Source organism: Sphingomonas sp. M6A6_1c (assembly GCF_053345135.1).
In genome coordinates, this window is the sequence record NZ_JBKEZO010000002.1 from 1 (window position 1) to 15359 (window position 15359).

Below are 15359 nucleotides of genomic sequence, written 5' to 3' on the forward strand. Positions count from 1 at the left end.
GCGAAGCCGTGACGGAGGGGGAGGACACGGAACAGACGTGTCGCTTACCTCCCCCTCCGTCATGCCTGCGGCATGCCACCTCCCCCTGGCGGGGGAGGATTTACGCTGCGACGATGAATGTCGATCCCGCCTAAGCCTGTGAATACGGGGGCGTCGGCGATTGCCGCTTGACGCCCCCGCCCCCGCGGCCTAGAGGCGCTCCCTCACCGCATACGGCCCCTTCGTCTAGCGGTTAGGACGTCGCCCTCTCACGGCGAAAGCACGAGTTCGATTCTCGTAGGGGTCACCAGCGGCAGCACCCGACATCGATAATTACGCTACCGGCGAATGTCGTTCGCCGAACTCCGACGCGCATGCCGGGGTGCGCGACAGTCATGCCGCGCATCCCGTCCGTTGGTCAGAGGCCCGTCGCGTACAGCGCGTGGTGCGTCAGGATGAACAGCGTCTTCCGGTCGGCGCCGCCGATCACCAGTTGCAACGGGCGTTCGGGCACGTCGATCCGGCGCTGCAGCGCGCCGTCCGCGCCGTAGACGAACACCTGCCCGTTCGCGACATAGAGGTTGCCGGCGGCATCCTGCGCGACGCTTTCGCCGCCGCGGTCGGCGACGACCTTGAGGTCGGTGACCTGCCCGCCCTCGCCGACGAGGCCGCTGTACGTCCGGTTCTTCGAAGCGTTGGTCAGCGTCACGCGGCTGCCCGGTGCCGCCGCGACGAAGCCGTAGGAATCGAGCGTGTCGGACCAGCGCCAGCCCTGGTGATCGTCCGGCCCCTGGTTCCAGACGCGGAACGCGGGCAGCGCGAGCGAGCCGTCGGGCGAGACATATTCCTGCGCCTTGGCCTCGCCCATCTTGCCGGTGAAGAAGTCGGCGATCGTCGGATAGCTATAGGTCTTGGGATCGATGCGATCGGCGAATTCGCCGTTCGCCCAGACGTTGACCGGCAGCAGCGTCGCCGCCTTGCGACCGGCGCGCACCGGCGTCGGCGCGATGACGCGGACGTCGGCGGGCCTGGCGGGATCGATGCTATAGACGCTGCCGTCGCGCCCTGCCGAGGACTGGATCAGCAGCGACCCTGATTTATCGACCGCGAGGTTGACCGCGTCGAGCGGCGCGTCGGCGACGGTGGACAGACCCTCCGCCTGCGACCAGCCGTGGATACGCTGGAAGAAACGGTCGATGAAATAGAGCTTGCCGGCCTTGTCGGTCGCCGCGCCGGCGATCGAATAGAAGCCGTCGGCCAGCTTGCGCACCCCGGCCGAGACCGGCACCGCTGAGGCGGTCGCCGCGGTGGCGGGCGCGGCGGGAACATCGAGCTTCGCGAATTCGCGCTCGCGGACCTCCTGCTGGCGGGTCATGTCCTTGATCGCATTCTCGAACGGATATTTGCTGGCACGCAAATAGGTGCCGCAGCCCTTGGCGTCGCAGCTCGCGAAGCCGCTTTCGGCGTTCACATGGACGTTGCGGAAGCGGATGTCGCCCGAATCGTACAGCCGCACCGCGGTGTCCATCGGCTTGATCGAGCGGGTGACGCGATAGGCATGGTAATTGGCGAACAGGATGTTGCGCGAATTGCGGAATTCGGTCGAGATCGCGTTGACGCCGTCGCGCACCTCCTGCTCGGTCTGCGGCGCGAGGAACTCCCAATTCTCGACGTGGTCGAGGACGATCTCGTGGCGGTAATGATGCTCCGCCGACAGCTGGTAGACATGACCCGGCGTCTTGGTGTCGGAGACGTAGAAGCCCGCCGATGCCAGCGTGTTGGGCGACCAGAGCGCGGAGAAGGTGCCGCCGCCGCCGTCGGTCACCCAGATGCTGGGATATTGGCCGTCGAAGCGCGCGCGCGGATCGCCGAAGCCGATCGGACTGCCTTTGGTCAGCAGCGTGCCGCCGCCGCCCTGGATCTTGACGTCGTTGACCATCGACGCCTCGCCCGCCTTCCACAGCAAGGCGGTCGCGCGCGGATTGACCCCGCCGGTCCACAGGCCGAGGCCGTGGACGATGGCGTTGCCGCCCTTCGCGCTTTCGATCAGCGCCTTGGCGCCGCCGACGCCCATATAGGCGGGGGTCTCGTCGGGCAGATAGACGTGGGTGAGGCTGGGGTGCAGCGCGATCAGCACGCTGTCGGGGCGCAGCTTGAGCGTATCGGTGACGCGATAGCGGCCCATCGGCAGATAGAGCACGCGATGCGTGTCGATCGCGCGTTGCAGCGCGGCGGTGTCGTCGGTGGTGTCGTCGCCCTTGACGCCGAGGTCGTGGACATTCGCCCACGCCTTGACCGGCGGCAGCGCGCCGATCGCCGGCCGCGGTCGCGCCGGTACGCGGGCGAGCGGCGCCATCGTCACGTCGGTGGCATAATCGCCGATCGTCCCCAGCCCCGCCAGCTTGAGGCCGTAGGAGAAGTCGCTGACGCGGTAGCGCGCGCTCTTGCCCGCTACGGTCGTCTCGCTCTCACGAAAGCGCGCGAAGGTCGGCGTGTTGATGCCGATCGCATTGTCGAAGCCGATTTGGGTGAAGACGCTCTTCTCCTCGGAGATCAGCACCGCCGATTGCGACACGTTCTCGAAGCGGACGTCCTTGCCCCACAGCGAATCGGAATAGCCGCGGTCGATCTCGATGCCGACCGGCGTGTCGCGGATCGCGACGTTGACCAAGGTGAGGTCGACCTCATGCTCGCGGATCGCCGCGTCGCGCTGGCCCTGGAAGTCGGAATCGATAAGCGTGAACTGCCATGCCGGCGACGTCTTCTCGGACATGATGCCGTAGCGGCCGCCGAAGAAGCGCAGATCCTCGAACTCGTTGCCCGCCTGATAGACGCCGGCGAGGCCCGAGCCGATGTGGAAGTCGGCATGGCGGATATAGCCGTGCTGCGCGACGCGGAAGCGCACCGCGACCGCACCCGCATTGCCCGCCCCGATGCGGAAATCGACGTTGGCGAGCGCGGAATAGAAGGTGCTCGACGTGGCGTCGAAGATGGCCGGATCGAACGGCACGCTGGTCCGCGGCGGCACCGGCGCCTTGCCGACGCGATATTGATCCTCGCCGGTGAAAGCGAGCATCGCCGCGACGCCGGAGCCGAAGCCCTCGCTATTGTCGCCGAGCACGATCTCCGGCCGGGTCGCGCCGACGCCGAAGATGCGCACCGCGGAACGCACGAAGATCGTGCGGCTGATCCGGTAGCGGCCCGAGGGCAGGAACACGATCCCGCCCTTCCCGCCCTGCGCCGCGGCGTCGATCGCCTGCTGGATCGCGACGCTGTCGTCGGCGCGGCCGTCGCCGACGCCGCGGACGGTGATCGCCCGCGCGTCCTTGGGTGCGGTGAGGTAGACGGAGGTCGTCGCCGCCAGAGCGGGCGCAGGCGCGAGCAGCGCCGCGGAGGCGAGCAGCCAGATATGCTTCAAGACAGGTCTCCCGGGGATCGGTCGTGCCGCAGGCCCACCGGACCGGCGGGGAAAGGCTCAGGAGGCGCGCCGGCCCAGCGTCTGCGCGGCGAGCGCGACCTGCGTGCGGTTGCGCACGTTGAGCTTGCGCATCAGCGCGGTCATATGCGCCTTCACCGTCGCCTCGGCGATGCCGAGGTCGTAGGCGATCTGCTTGTTGAGCAAGCCGGAGTGGACACCGCGCAGCACCTTCATCTGCGTCGGCGTCAATTGGTCGAGCGCACAGGCCGCGACCGGCGCCGCAGCGGCGTTGATCGCGGGCTGGCGGGCGATCTGGGAAGTCCCTTCCATCGTCATCCTCCTCTGGTGGCCATAAGCCGGCGGTCGCCCGTGTCGGGCGCTCCATCTTGGTCGACCGATCCAGCGAAAAGGCGGATTCGGTTAGACAGGTTTCTTGTATGATCCGTACAACCTGTGGGGATCAAGCCTTTTTTCTTGGCGACAGGCAAAAACCTGTCCTACAGATACCGCAAGGAACGGCAGACGAAGGCGTCGCCGAAGCGGAGGGAGGGTGTCGATGCGGCACAGACAGGCGGGCGCCGCGGCGCGTATGTCGCCGAAGCAGGTTGGTGGTACGCAGACGCGCTCCCCGCGCGGGTCGTCACGTCGGGCGTGTTGGAGACCGCTGCGAAAGTCCACCCGGCCACTGCTGCTGTGCAGTGTTCCTGCGAACGCAGGAACCCAGGGCCAAGCAGAACAACGCCTTGCGGTGTCCGGGACCCTTGGGCTCCTGCTTTCGCAGGAGCACTGGAGATTGGCGGAGGTCTCCAACCGGTCCGCGGTGACGGGGTGGCTGGGGACATGCCTTGAGCCGAACCTCCCCCCTGCCCCGGCGGTGTCGCGATGACCGGCGCGGACATCCGCCTCGTCGTCGCGGCGCTGGCCGGCATCCTGCTCGCGGTGCTGATGATCGTGCGCGGCCGGCTGCATCCCTTCATCGGGCTGCTGTGCGGCGCGTTCGCGGTCGGGCTGTTCGCCGGCCTGCCGCTGCCCGATATCGCCAAAGCGGTGCAGAAGGGCGTCGGCGACATCATCGGCGGCACCGGACTGGTGGTCGCGCTCGGCCTGTCGCTCGGCGCGATGCTGCATCTGTCGGGCGCCGCCGCGGCGCTGGCGCAGAGCGCGTTGCGGCTGACCGGCGCGCGCGCCGCACCCTGGGCGACCTTGGGCATCGCGATCGTCATCGGCCTGCCGCTGTTCTTCGAAACCGGGCTCGTCCTGCTGCTGCCGATCGTCGTCGCCGCCGCCGAGGCGATGGCCGGCCCGGACGACGCGGATCGCGACGCTGCCAAGCTGCGGCTGATCATGCCCGCGCTCGCCGGGCTCGGCGTGGTCCACGCGCTGGTGCCGCCGCATCCCGGCCCGCTGCTCGCGGTCGAGGCGCTCGGCGCCAATCTCGGCAAGACGATGCTGTACGGCATCGTGATCGCGATCCCGACCGCGATTCTCGCCGGGCCGGTGCTCGCCCGCTTCGTCACCCCCGGCATCCGCCTCGCGCCGCCGCTGCTGCACGACCACCGGCTCGATCTCGCCACGCCGGGGCGGCTCGCGTCGCTGGCGATCGTGCTGCTGCCGGTGCTGCTGATCGCCACCGGCGAGCTCGGTCAGATGGCGCCGGGGCTGAAGGGCACCGGCTGGCTCGTCGCGGCGAGCAACCCGGTGATCGCGCTGCTCGTCACCAACCTGCTCGCTCTGCCGCTGCTGTTCGGCCGCCGGCTGCGCGAAGCGAAGATCCAGGACGCGGTGTGGCACGAGACGATGGCCGCCGCCGGCGCGATCCTGCTCGCGATCGGCGCCGGCGGTGCGTTGAAACAGGTGCTGGTCAGCGCCGGCCTCTCCGATCTGCTCGCGCGGCTGGTGCTGATGTATGCGGTGTCGCCGTTGCTGCTCGGCTGGCTGGTCGCGGTCGGCATCCGCCTCGCCGCGGGGTCGGCGACGGTGGCGACGATCACCGCGGTCGGCATCATGCCCGGCGTCGTCGCCGGCTCCGGCGTGTCGCCCGAACTGGTGGTGCTGGCGATCGGCGCGGGCTCGGTGTTCTTCAGCCACGTCAACGATCCCGGCTTCTGGCTGGTGAAAAGCTATGTCGGCACCAGCACCGCGGACACGTTCAAGACCTGGTCGCTGCTCGAGACGACGATTTCGGTGGTCGGGCTCGCGCTGGTGGTCGCGCTCAGTTATGTCGTCTGACACACGCGGGGGAGGCAGCCATGAGTGAAGTCCGGCTGGTCGATCGCGCGTACACCGCGATCGTCGCCATCATCAACGACGAAGGGCTCGCGATCGGCGATCGTTTGCCCTCCGAATCGCGGCTCGCCGCCTCGTTCGGCGTGTCGCGGACGATCGTTCGCGAGGCGCTGGCGCGGCTCGCCTCGGACGGGATCACCGCGGCGCGGCGCGGCGCCGGCTCCTACGTGCAGCGGCGGCCGTCCGAACGGCTCAGCACGCACATGCCGATGGATGCGCTCGCCAAGACGCTCGGCACCTACGAGGTGCGGTTCGTGCTCGAATCGGAGGCGGCGCGGCTGGCGGCGCAGCGCCGCTCGCCGCAGCAGCTCGACGAGATCGAACATACGCTCGCGGCGTTGCGCAGCGCCTTGCTGTCGAACGCGCCGGCGCATGACGAGGACTGGCTGCTCCACCGCGCGATCGTCGAGGCGACGGGCAATTCCGCCTTCGTGCCGGTATTCGACCATCTGCAGGACGAGGTGATGCGCATCCTGCGTGCCGGCGTCGACATCTCGCGCTCCCGCCCGCCCGAGGTGATCGGCGCGATGATGGCGGAGCATGACGCGATCGTCGATGCGATCCGCACCCGCGATGCCGACGGCGCGGCGCTGGCAATGCGCTGGCATCTGTCGCAGGGGCGCAAGCGGCTGATGCCGTGAGTCGGGCCGGGCTCCCCCGATCGCCGAGCGTTTCCCGATCCGCGCCGTTCGCCCTCAGCCCGTCGATGGGCCCGAGCCTCACCGCCCTGCGACAGGCTCAGGGCGAAGGGTGGGCTATCCGGTGGTCCGAACCCGCGACCGCGCCTTGCCGCGCGTCGATCCACGCCAGCGCCTCGGCGATCAACACCTCCACCGGCCGCGCGGCGTCGAGCGTCACCGCGGGTTCGTCGGGCGCGGGCCGCTCGAGGGTGGCGAGCTGGCTGCCGAGCAGGCTGGGCGGCATGTAATGGCCCGAGCGCGTCTCCATCCGCCGCGCGATCTCGGCCGCGCCGGTGTCGAGCAGCACGAACAGCAGCGGCACCGCCGAGGCGGCGGACAGCCGCTCGCGATAGCTGCGCTTGAGCGCCGAACAGGCGGCGACCGCGACATGGCCGGGCGCCGCCAGCGCCGCCTCGCCGAGCGCCGCACCGAGCCGGTCGAGCCACGGCCAGCGATCCTCGTCGGTGAGCGGATGGCCCGCCTGCATCTTGGCGACATTGGCGCGGGAATGGAACGCGTCGCCTTCCAGCACCGGGCAGTCGAGCGCCGCGCCGAGCCGCGTCGACAGCGTCGACTTGCCGCTGCCGCTCACGCCCATGACGACGACGGCATAAGCGCGATCGGTCCCTGCTTGTCCCTGCACGCGCTACCCTTGCGTTCGAGGCCGGCCGAGCTGCCGGCATGACGATATTCTTGCTATCCCGCGTCCGTGCCCGGCTGACCATTACGACCTTTGTCGCAATCGTCGCCCCGCGCGCGCGATCCTACTCCGAAGCGATCACGGGACGCTCCCACGCCCACTGCAAGGAAAACGCCGAGATGATAGCCACGTTCCGGGCGGCGCACCGCCTGCCCCCCCTTGCCGCGCTGCTGCTCGCCGGCACCGCCACGCCGCTGCTCGCGGCGACGCCTTCGGTCTCCACCTTCGCGACCGCGCCGGCCGATCCGCGCGCGGTCACCGTCGCGGGCAAGGGCGACGGCGCGGCCGACGACAGCGCCGCGATCCAGCGCGCGATCGATTCGGTCGCGGCGCAGGGCGGCGGCGGGCTCGTCTTCCTGCCGACCGGCCGCTACCGCATCACCCGCACGCTGTTCATGCGGCCCGGCGTGCGCCTGTTCGGTGTCGGCAAGCGCCGCCCCGTCATCCTGCTCGCCCCGCAGACGCCCGGCTTCCAGCGCGGCGTCGGCAGCATGGTATTCTTCACCGGCACCTTGCCCGTCCGCCCCGGCGAGCCGCCGCGCCCGCCGGTGCCGGTGCCGCCGCCGACCAGCGTCCCGTTCGATCCCGGCATCGCCGACGCCAATTCGGGCACCTTCTATTCGGCGATGGCCAATGTCGATTTCGAAATCGGCGACGGCAATCCGGCGGCGACCGCGGTACGCTTCCACGCCGCGCAGCACGCCTATCTCAGCCATATCGACTTTCATCTCGGCTCGGGCCTCGCCGGTATCTATCAGGTCGGCAATATCGGGCAGGACCTGCGCTTCTTCGGCGGCCGCTATGGCATCCTGACCGAAAAGCCCTCGCCCGCGTGGCAATATACGTTGCTCGATGCGACCTTCGAAGGGCAGCGCGACGCCGCGATCCGCGAGCATGAGGCGGGGCTGACCCTGGTCAACACGGTGTTCCGCAACGTGCCGGTCGGGATCGAGATCGATCGCGGCTACGGCGACTGGCTGTGGGGCAAGCAGGTGCGGTTCGAGAATGTCTCGAAGGCCGGCGTCATCATCAGCAACGAAGGCAATGCCTATACGCAGATCGGCTTCGAGGATGCGACCGCGGTCGGCACGCCGGTGTTCGCGCACTTCCGCGACAGCGGCGAGACCGTCGCCGGGTCGGGCGCACGCTATCGCGTCCGCGCCTTCACCTACGGCCTCACGGTGCCCGCGCTCGGCGCGATGGGCAGCTACGCCACCCGGATGGATGCGGTGACGCTCTCCGGCACGCCCAAGCGCCGCGACCCGGCGATCCGCCTGCTGCCGCCGGTCGCCGCCTGGACCAACGTCCGCGACCTCGGCGTCACCGGCGACGGCACCACCGACGATACCGCGGCGCTGCAACGCGCGATCGCCAGCCGGCGCGTGCTGTATTTCCCCGCCGGCTTCTACCGGGTCAGCGACACGCTGACATTGCGCCCCGACAGCGTGCTGATCGGCCTCCACCCCAGCCTGACCCAGATCGTCCTCGCCGACGACAGTCCCGCCTTCCGCGGCGTCGGCGGCCCACGCGCGCTGCTCGCCAGCGCCAGGGGCGGCGACGCGATCGTCTCCGGCCTCGGCCTCGCCACCGGCGGCCGCAACCCGCGCGCGACCGCCTTGCTGTGGCGCGCCGGCGAGCGCTCGCTGGTCGACGACGTCAAGTTCCAGGGCGGCCACGGCACCTTCCGCGCCGACGGCAGCCGCTTCGATCCCTACAACGCCGACCACAGCGGCGATGCCGATCCCAAGCAGCGCTGGGACGGCCAAAATGCCAGCCTGTGGGTGACCGACGGCGGCGGCGGCACGTTCAACGGCCTGTGGACGCCGAGCACCTATGCCGCGGCCGGGCTGCTCGTCTCCGACACCGACACGCCGGGGCACGTCTATCAAATGTCCGCGGAGCATCACCGCCGCGCCGAGATCGTGCTCGACCGCGTGCGCAACTGGGAATTCCTCGCGCCGCAGACTGAGGAAGAGGCCGGCGAGAGCCGCGACACGGTGGCGTTCGAGATCCGCAACTCGCGCGACATCCTGTTCGCCAACCTCCACGCCTATCGCGTCACCCGCTCGCTGCAGGGCGCCCCGGCGGCGATCACGCTGACCGGCTCGACCGGCATCCGTTTCCGCAACGTGCATGTGAATGCCGAGAGCGGCTTCTCGACCTGCGACGCTGCCGGCTGCGGCACCTATCTGCGCGCGAGCAAATATCCGTACGAGAACGCGATCCGCGACATCACCCGCGGCGCCGAGGTGCGCGAGCGCGAGTTCGCGGTACTCGACGTCACCGACGCGCCGGTCGCGCCATCCACCGCGATCCCGGTGACGCGCGTCGCCGGCGGCTTCCACGCGCTCGGCGGCGGCGCGGTCGACCGTGCCGGCAAGCTCTATTTCGTCGACCGCCCGATGCAGCGCATCCACGGCTGGAGCGCCGGCGAGGGCCTGTCGGTGGTGTCCGACGCGCCGCTCGACGCGGTCAATCTCGCGGTCGATGCGTCGGACCGGCTGATGGTGCTGTCGTCCGCCGGCGCCGCGGCGACCGTCTACAGCCTCGATCCCAAGCGTCCCGCCGCCGTCGACGTGCTGGCGGCCAGGCCGGCCGCCGCGCATCCGCGCATCGTTCTGCCCGGCAGTCTGTGGAACAACGGCGAATTCCGCGACCAATATGATCCGGCAACCGACCGCTTCACCACATTGGCCGAGATGTTCGCGCGCGACATGGCGATCGCCAAGCCCCGCGAATACGTCTCGCCCGACGGCAGCCTCGCCTTGCCCGCCTTCCGCGTCTGGCAGCAGGGGCCGGAGGATCACCGCGGCTGGCGCTTCTCGGATACGCTCGACACGTATGGCCTGGTCACCGCCAAACCGGGCGCGCGCGTCTATCTCGCCAACGGCTCGGAGAACCTCACCTATAGCGGTCTGGTCGGCGCCGGCGGCGCGGTGACCGATCTCAAGCCGTTCGCACCACGCGGCGGCGAGAGCGTCGTCGCCGGCCCCGACGGGCGCGTCTACGTCGCCAACGGGCAGGTGTTCGTCTACGCCGCCGACGGCCGCGAACAGGGCCGGATCGACGTGCCCGACCGGCCGCTGCAACTGCTGTTCGGCGGTGCAGACGGTGGTACGCTGTTCATCCTGACCCACCACGCGCTGTACACCGCGCGCCCCTGAACTCCTGCCGCTGCGGCACGAATCGACTTTGGTCGTAGATGCCGCGGCGACCGTCTTTGCGTAGACTGGCCGCAGGATCAGGGATCAGACCGGCGAGCCCGGCGCGGACCCTGCGGACAAGGGGATGGATGATGAAGATGGTCTCGCGCGATCGGCGACGCCTTGCGGGTATTTCGGGTAGCGCTACCAGCGTGATGGCGCTTGCGGCGATGCTGGTGTCGGTGCCGGCCTTCGCGCGGCCGCTGCAGCAGCAGGATCAGTCGGCGGTGCCCGATTCGACCCGCTCGGCAGACCCCGCCGCGCCCGACCAGCTCGTCAAACCGACCACCACCACCGACGGCACCGCCGATGCGCCGCAGGCGGAGGCCCCGGCGAGCGACATCGTCGTCACCGGCACCCGCATCACCGCCAACGGCTTCAACGCGCCGACCCCGACGACGGTGATCGGCGAACAGCAGATCCAGCAGAATGCCCAGGCGAACATCTTCAACACCGTCGTGCAATTGCCCTCGCTGCAAGGATCGACCGGTGCGACGACGGGCACGTTCAGCACGTCGAGCGGCCAGCAGGGGCTGAGCTCGCTGTCGCTGCGCGGTCTGGGGACGATCCGCACCCTGACCTTGCTCGACGGACAGCGCGTGATCGGCGCCAACGTCACCGGCGTGACCGACATCAGCCAGTTCCCGCAATTGCTCATCAAGCGCGTCGACATCGTCACCGGCGGCGCCTCCGCCTCCTACGGCTCGGATGCGGTCGGCGGCGTCGTCAACTTCATCACCGATACCCGCTTCACCGGCGTCAAGGGCAACCTTCAAACCGGCATCACCACTTACGGCGACGACGGTCAGGTGCTGGCGCAGCTCGCGGTCGGCAAGGCGTTCGCGGGCGACAAGCTGCACGTCATCCTCAGCGGCGAATATGCGAAGGATCAGGGCGTCGGCCCCGGCAACTATGGTGAGGACCTCGCCGGCAGCCGCGACTGGTATCGCGCCTCGACGCTGGTCGACACCGGCAACCGCGCCGGCGGCACGCCGCAATTCCTCTACCGTGACCATGCGCAAGCCTATCAATATACGAAGTACGGCCTGATCAGCAGCGGCCCGCTGCAGGGCACGGCATTCGACGTCAACGGCAACCCCTTCCCGTTCCAGTACGGATCGAACGGCGTGCCGTCGAAGACCGCGGGCGGCAACGTCATCGGCTGCTACGTCGGCTTCTGCGTCGGCGGCGATCAGTCGGGCCATGTCGGTTCGGGCACGTCGCTGCAATCGGCGCTGGAGCGGATCAACGGCTACACCCGCGTCGGCTACGACATCGCGCCGGATACCGAGCTGTACGTCACCGCCAATATCGCGCAGGTCAAGACCAACAACCAGCCCAATCCCGGTGCCTCGAAGACCGGCCTGACCATCCAGTGTTCGAACCCCTATCTGCCCGCGTCGGTCAGCGCCGCCTGCGCCGCCAACGGCGTCACCACCTTCGGCTATGGCCTCAGCAACGCCATCCTGCCGAACATCAAGGTCAATACCGATCGCCGCCAGTATCGCTTCGTCGGCGGCCTGAAGGGCAAGGCCGATGTGCTCGGGTCCAACTGGACCTATGACATCTATTACGAGCACGGCATCAACATCACCGACATCAATGTCGACAACATCAGCCTGAACGGCCGGTACAATCAGGCGATCAACGCGACGACGCTCAACGGCCAGATCGTCTGCGCCAATGCGACCGCGCGGGCCAACGGCTGCCAGCCGATCAACATCTTCGGAGGCGCGGCACCCTCCGCCGCGGCGCTCGCCTATATCGTGCCCGAGAACGGCCCGTTCCAGCATACCCGCCAGACGCAGGATGCCGCCGCCGCCAGCATCTCGGGCACGCCGATCGACCTGTGGGCGGGTCCGCTCGCGGTCGCGATGGGCGTCGAATACCGGCGCGAGGCGTATCGCGTGAACGCCGATCCCTATGGCGCGGGCGTGTCGGCGATCAGCCCCAATTCGGCCGACTATCCGGCCGATCCGATCCTCAATTCGACGTTGGGCAGCAACTGGTACGCCGGCAATTACAAGAACGGTTCGGGCAAATATCACGTCTACGAAAGCTTCCTCGAACTTAACCTGCCGATCCTCGACTCGGCGGCTTTGGGCAAGGCCAGCATCAACGCCGCGGGCCGCGCGACCAAATATTCGACCTCGGGCGTCATCTACGCCTGGAAGGTCGGCGGCACCTGGGAAACGCCGCTCGACGGTTTGCGCCTGCGTGCGGTGACGTCGCGCGACGTGCGTGCGCCGAACCTTTCCGAACTGTTCGCCGCGCCGACGACGACGACCGTCCCCAACTTCACCGACCCGCGCACGACGGCGGCCAACCCCACCGGGCGACAGCTGCTCATCATCCAGAACACGATCGGCAATCCCAATCTGCGCCCCGAAACCGCGCGCAGCACCGAAGCCGGCATCGTCTATGCGCGCCCGTCCTGGCTGCCGGGGCTCAGCCTGTCGTTCGACTATTACAAGATCAAGGTCAGCGACGTCGTCTCCAGCCTGTCGGCGCAGCAGATCGTCAATCTGTGCTACATCTCGAACCTGCCCGACACCTGCGGCGCCTTCAATCTCGACATCGCCGCCGGCAGCAACCAGACCGCGTTCGTCAACGTCCAGTCGTTCAACCTCGCCTCGATCAAGACCGAGGGCTTCGACATCGAGGCGAGCTACCAGTGGCGCAATCCGCTGGGCCTCGGCGGCAACTTTACGCTGCGCGGCCTGGGCACACACGTCATCAACTTCATCACCGATCCCGGCCTGCCCGGCACCATCCCGGTCGACAGCGCCGGCGCCAATTCGGGCGCGACGCCGAGCTGGAAGTGGCTGGCGATCCAGAGCTACGACAACGACCAGTTCAGCCTGCTGCTGCAGGAGCGCTGGTTCAGCGACGGCGTGTTCGGCAACCAATATGTCGTCTGCTCGACGAGCTGCCCGGTCTCGACCGCCAACAATCCGACGATCGACTATAACAAGATGAAGGGTGCCTTCTACTTCGACATCGGCGGGTCGCTCAACGTCACCAAGCAGGTCAGCATGTTCTTCAAGGTCGACAATCTGTTCGACCACGATCCGGAGGCATCGCCGCAGACCAACACCGGCCTCGACGTCAATCCGGCGCTGTATGACACGCTGGGCCGCTTCTACCGTCTGGGCGTCCGCGCGCGGTTCTGATCCGATAGTCCTCCGCTCCAACCAGGTCCCCCGCCTCCCCCGCCATGCCGGACGCGATCCGGCATGGCGGGGGATTTTTTGATGCGATCGTTCCGGGCCGGATCGACGATCGGGGTGTCGCGACGGCAATTGAGTCCGCCGTCATGCCCGACTTGATCCGGCATCCCGCTTCTTTGCGTCGTCCGAAGAAGCGGGCCCCCGGCGCAAGGCCGGGGTGACGGGCGGGGCGGTCGCGGGGTTGCGGTGCCGATGAATGTGGCGCCGGAGGAACGCCCGCCCGCGCCAGCCATTGATCTGGGATGGCATCCCCCACCCCCGCCGCCGCCACTGGCGTCACCGTCTGGCATGACGGCAATTGCCCGTTATGCCGGCGCGAGATCGCGGTGATGCGCCGGCTCGACCGGCGCGGCGCGATCACCTTCATCGATGCGACCGATAGCGACAGCGTCTGTCCGACTGATCGCGCCGCACTGCTCGACCGGTTCCACGCGAGCGAGAACGGTCGATTGCTCTCCGGCGCCGCCGCCTTCGCGGCGATGTGGCGCGCGATCCCGCTGCTCCGCCCGCTCGGCCTGCTCGCCCGCCAGCCGCTCGCGTTGCGCATCATGGAGCGCGCCTATCGTCGGTTCCTGCGCGTTCGCCCCCGCCTCCAGCGCCTGCTGCGGTGAACCGAAGGGCGCGGTCAGCCGCCCATCGCATATTGCCGGCAATGATTGAGATAGCCCGCCTCGTGCAGCCCGGCGAGCGCGACGACGCTCTCCCATAGCCAGCCCGGTGCGTCGATCGCCCCGCGTCGGTCGGCATCGAGCACCTGCGTCCACTCCGCACGCTCGTCGCGGCTGAGCTGCCGTGCATGCGCCTTGCCGACGACGAAAGCGAGGTAGCGGGCCGCCTTCACCGCCTGCCCGGCGCTGAACTGCTCCACCTCCAGCTTGAGATCCTGCGGCGAGAGTTCGCGCACGAACAGCGACCTGTCGAGCATCCGCGCCGCGACCATGCGGCTGCCGAGATGCGGCGACAGCGCGCGCGCCGCGGTCACCACCCGCACCGCCTGATCCGCCGGCATCGTCGCGCTGCGCGCGGCCGGTGCGATCGGCGCGGTCGCTTCCTTGATGTCGATCAGCGCATAGTCCGACCGGCCCTTGGCGTTCTTCAACCCGGCCAGCGCCGCGAAGCGCAACAGGCCGAGCGAACTGCACCCCTTCATCCAATAAGCGGCATCGACCAGCCGCACCGCCCGGTCGCGGTCCTTGTCGTCGAGCGCCAGCACCAATGCGGTGACGTCGGGTTCGGCGAGCACCGCGGCGAGGGCATCGCGTTCCCTGCCGTCGAGCGGCCAGAATTTGTCGCCGAGCGGGATCGTCGGCTCTTCGGTGCGCAGCCGTTCCTTGGCGAGGTGCCGCCAGCGCCGGCCGAGCGCACGCCGCTTGACGCTGCGCACCACCTCGGGTTCGGGGCCGCTGTCGTCGCCGCCGGGATCGCGCATCGCGCGCGCATAACCGGTCACCATCTCCTCGATCATATGCGCGGTGGTGACGCCGGGCAGGTCGGAGCCGCGCGCCGCGGTCGCCAGCGACAGGCCGAGGCGGATGAGGTCGTGCGCGGGATTGCCGATCACCGCCTGGTCGAGGTCGCGGATCTGGATCGCGATGCGTCCGTCACCGTCGTTGATCGGCCCGAGATTGCCGAGGTGGCAATCGCCGCAGATCCAGATCGCCGGTCCTTCGGGAACGTGACGCGACGCCCGCGATTCCGCCAGCCATTCGTAGAATTTGACCGTGTTACCCCGGACATAGGCATGGGTCGAACGCGCCATCTTCAACTTGCGCTTGGCTTCGAGGATGGCGCCGCGTTCGGCGGGACGGGGTGTCGGCATCGATGTCCTTCGGATCAGCAATATAACGTAACGCACGCTGACCC

9 protein-coding genes and 1 tRNA gene are annotated in these 15359 nt (G+C 68.8%); 6 read left to right on the forward strand and 4 right to left on the reverse strand.

Annotated features, from left to right (window positions below):
- Positions 1-214 precede the first annotated feature (214 nt).
- A tRNA-Glu gene (locus tag ACLBWH_RS03125) sits at positions 215-289 on the forward strand.
- Between the two features lie 108 nt (positions 290-397).
- Here the strand turns inward: ACLBWH_RS03125 and ACLBWH_RS03130 are convergent.
- Positions 398-3397 carry a glycosyl hydrolase family 28-related protein gene (locus tag ACLBWH_RS03130; protein ID WP_447796723.1) on the reverse strand — a complete coding sequence of 1000 codons (3000 nt, stop codon included), beginning with the start codon at positions 3395-3397 and terminating at the stop codon, positions 398-400.
- 57 nt (positions 3398-3454) lie between these two features.
- The gene (locus tag ACLBWH_RS03135) at positions 3455-3727 is read right to left on the reverse strand and encodes a response regulator transcription factor (protein ID WP_322847729.1); all 273 of its coding nucleotides are present in this window, start codon (positions 3725-3727) and stop codon (positions 3455-3457) included.
- 552 nt (positions 3728-4279) lie between these two features.
- Here ACLBWH_RS03135 and ACLBWH_RS03140 point away from each other — a divergent pair.
- Complete coding sequence (locus ACLBWH_RS03140) at positions 4280-5626, forward strand: GntT/GntP/DsdX family permease (RefSeq protein WP_447796725.1); 1347 nt, start codon at positions 4280-4282, stop codon at positions 5624-5626.
- Between the two features lie 20 nt (positions 5627-5646).
- Positions 5647-6324, forward strand: coding sequence for a FadR/GntR family transcriptional regulator (locus ACLBWH_RS03145; protein ID WP_322847727.1), 678 nt, complete (start codon positions 5647-5649; stop codon positions 6322-6324).
- A gap of 97 nt (positions 6325-6421) precedes the next feature.
- Here the strand turns inward: ACLBWH_RS03145 and ACLBWH_RS03150 are convergent, their stop codons facing one another.
- Positions 6422-6961, reverse strand: a complete 540-nt coding sequence (locus tag ACLBWH_RS03150; protein ID WP_447797465.1) for a gluconokinase — start codon at positions 6959-6961, stop codon at positions 6422-6424.
- A 221-nt stretch (positions 6962-7182) separates the two neighbouring features.
- Between ACLBWH_RS03150 and ACLBWH_RS03155 the strand changes: the two genes are divergently transcribed.
- The 3 genes from ACLBWH_RS03155 to ACLBWH_RS03165 all read left to right on the forward strand — a co-directional run bounded on the left by ACLBWH_RS03155 (position 7183) and on the right by ACLBWH_RS03165 (position 14107).
- Positions 7183-10227 (forward strand): glycosyl hydrolase family 28-related protein, encoded by a 3045-nt coding sequence (locus tag ACLBWH_RS03155; RefSeq protein WP_447796727.1) that lies wholly within the window; start codon positions 7183-7185, stop codon positions 10225-10227.
- A gap of 131 nt (positions 10228-10358) precedes the next feature.
- Positions 10359-13439, forward strand: a complete 3081-nt coding sequence (locus ACLBWH_RS03160) for a TonB-dependent receptor plug domain-containing protein (RefSeq protein ID WP_447797466.1) — start codon at positions 10359-10361, stop codon at positions 13437-13439.
- Positions 13440-13738: 299 nt separating this feature from the next.
- Entirely contained in the window at positions 13739-14107 is a 369-nt protein-coding gene (locus ACLBWH_RS03165; protein ID WP_447796729.1) for a thiol-disulfide oxidoreductase DCC family protein, read from the forward strand.
- Positions 14108-14121: 14 nt separating this feature from the next.
- Here ACLBWH_RS03165 and ACLBWH_RS03170 read toward each other — a convergent pair whose 3' ends face one another.
- Positions 14122-15315: a DUF2252 family protein gene (locus tag ACLBWH_RS03170; protein ID WP_447796731.1), complete on the reverse strand. Its 1194-nt coding sequence runs from the start codon at positions 15313-15315 to the stop codon at positions 14122-14124.
- Between the last annotated feature and the right edge of the window lie 44 nt (positions 15316-15359).

What these genes read in the sequence shown, in the direction of transcription:
- ACLBWH_RS03140 (WP_447796725.1), top strand. Translation starts at nt 4,280, where the DNA reads ATGACCGGCGCGGACATCCGCCTCGTCGTCGCGGCGCTGGCCGGCATC.
- ACLBWH_RS03160 (WP_447797466.1), top strand. Translation starts at nt 10,359, where the DNA reads ATGAAGATGGTCTCGCGCGATCGGCGACGCCTTGCGGGTATTTCGGGT.
- ACLBWH_RS03165 (WP_447796729.1), top strand. Translation starts at nt 13,739, where the DNA reads ATGGCATCCCCCACCCCCGCCGCCGCCACTGGCGTCACCGTCTGGCAT.
- ACLBWH_RS03150 (WP_447797465.1), bottom strand. Translation starts at nt 6,961, where the DNA reads ATGGGCGTGAGCGGCAGCGGCAAGTCGACGCTGTCGACGCGGCTCGGC.
- ACLBWH_RS03135 (WP_322847729.1), bottom strand. Translation starts at nt 3,727, where the DNA reads ATGGAAGGGACTTCCCAGATCGCCCGCCAGCCCGCGATCAACGCCGCT.
- ACLBWH_RS03145 (WP_322847727.1), top strand. Translation starts at nt 5,647, where the DNA reads ATGAGTGAAGTCCGGCTGGTCGATCGCGCGTACACCGCGATCGTCGCC.
- ACLBWH_RS03170 (WP_447796731.1), bottom strand. Translation starts at nt 15,315, where the DNA reads ATGCCGACACCCCGTCCCGCCGAACGCGGCGCCATCCTCGAAGCCAAG.
- ACLBWH_RS03155 (WP_447796727.1), top strand. Translation starts at nt 7,183, where the DNA reads ATGATAGCCACGTTCCGGGCGGCGCACCGCCTGCCCCCCCTTGCCGCG.